This is a genomic window from Oligoflexus sp. (assembly GCF_035638955.1).
In the GTDB taxonomy this organism is placed as follows: Bacteria; Bdellovibrionota_B; Oligoflexia; order Oligoflexales; family Oligoflexaceae; genus Oligoflexus.
In genome coordinates this window covers 1-1,603 of sequence record NZ_DASQYZ010000243.1, presented here as the reverse complement: position 1 = coordinate 1,603, position 1,603 = coordinate 1, and the positions used below count along the sequence as shown (strand labels likewise).

The 1,603-nt window shown below is 49.4% G+C and carries 2 protein-coding genes; both read left to right on the top strand.

Features of this window, described 5'->3' with window-relative positions; all coding sequences use genetic code 11:
* Window positions 1-123: 123 nt before the first annotated feature.
* Window positions 124-1,272 (top strand): S49 family peptidase, encoded by a 1,149-nt coding sequence (locus VE954_RS22330; RefSeq protein WP_324956927.1) that lies wholly within the window; start codon window positions 124-126, stop codon window positions 1,270-1,272.
* Window positions 1,273-1,280: 8 nt separating this feature from the next.
* Window positions 1,281-1,603 (top strand): head decoration protein (locus tag VE954_RS22325; protein WP_324956925.1); only part of this gene is annotated, 323 nt, incomplete at its 3' end.

Below are 1,603 nucleotides of genomic sequence, written 5' to 3'. Positions count from 1 at the left end.
TTGGGGATAATTCCCCGACACGACGATACCTAGCAGAAATTTACGGCAGATGGGAAGTGGGCCCGCCCCCACTTCCCAAGGCTTGAAAATCGATATATGGTGAAAAAAGTCGCGGAGGATTTTTTGAGTCTAGCTCTCTCTTTTATTGAACAGTCGCAGTGGGCCATCACGGAAGAAGGTTTAAACACCCTGATATCCGTGGCGTCCCGAACCAACGACCTGCAAGCTCTCGAAAATAGCCTGGGACGAAAACCATCCTATGCCCATAACTCAACCGTGCGGCAAGGCATTGGCATTATCCCGGTGCAAGGTCCCACCTTCAAACGGGCCAACCTTCTTACGGAAGTTTCTGGCGCTACCAGCTATGAAATTGTCCTCCGCGACCTTCATGCGATGATTGAATCATCGGAAGTAAAAGCCATCCTTCTAAATATTGACAGCCCAGGTGGCGAGGCAAACGGTTGTGCAGAGTTGGGTGATCACATTTTTAGCGCTCGGCAGTCGAAACCCATCTATGCCTATGTCGGTGGGCTCGGTGCTTCCGCTGCGTACTGGATAGCCTCCTCGTGCTGCAAAATCTTTGCATCCGAAACAGCATTGCTTGGCAGCATTGGTGTTCAGACCGTCGTCCGATCCAAGGAAAAGTCTGGGGAAATTTCCTTTGTCAGCTCCATATCTCCAAATAAAAACCGTGATCCAGGTACGGAGCTGGGTTCAAAGGAAGTTCAGCGAACTGTTGATGATCTTGGAGCCATTTTTGTTCACAAAGTTGCGCGAAATCGCGGCATATCGCCTGAAACCGTTCTCGAAAAGTACGGCCAGGGGTCAATATTTATAGGCGAAAAATCGCTCGAAAAGGGAATGATCGATGAAATATCGAGTTTTGAAGGTGCAATTATGTCAATAGCCAAGGAGGTCGTGGAAGAAAAAGCGGAAAGCATGGAATCGAGTTCTTCAATCGAAATCAAGCAAACCACTGCCGAAATTGAAGACGCCCAGATAGGACGAATTCTTAAAATCCAGGAAATTGCCAAAGGACGCGTCTCCTCCGAGCTTACGAATCAGCTGATCAAAGAAAAGCTGACAGTCGGTGAAGCCGCACTTCGGATTTTGACGCACGAGCAGGACAACAAGGGCAAGAAGATCGAACAGCTGAAAAAGGCGGATAGTGCGCTGGCCAATCTTGACGGAAAGTCTGCGCCCTCAACTGACGATGACCTGGATGCCGACCTGCGATTCGCAGCCAGCATCGGTCTAGTGACACTGGCATAGGAGAAGATATGGGATACGAACCAAGTTTCAGTCAAATTGGTGAATACCAGCCCCTTGATCTCATCGCCGGGGATTTTCCGCTACAGTCGGAAACCATCCTGCTTGAAAAGGGTCATAAGCTTGGACGAGGGTCTCTTCTTGGAAAGAAGACAGCGACCGGCAAATATATTCTGTCTGCAAAACTGGCAGCAGATGATAAGGCAATCACGGATGGCAGTGAAATCCCGTACCGAATTCTCGCGGAAGACATTGATGCCACTTCCGCCGACAAGTTAACGATAGCGTACCACACCGGAAGCTTCTTTCGAGGAGGCATCAAGCTTGGAAAAGG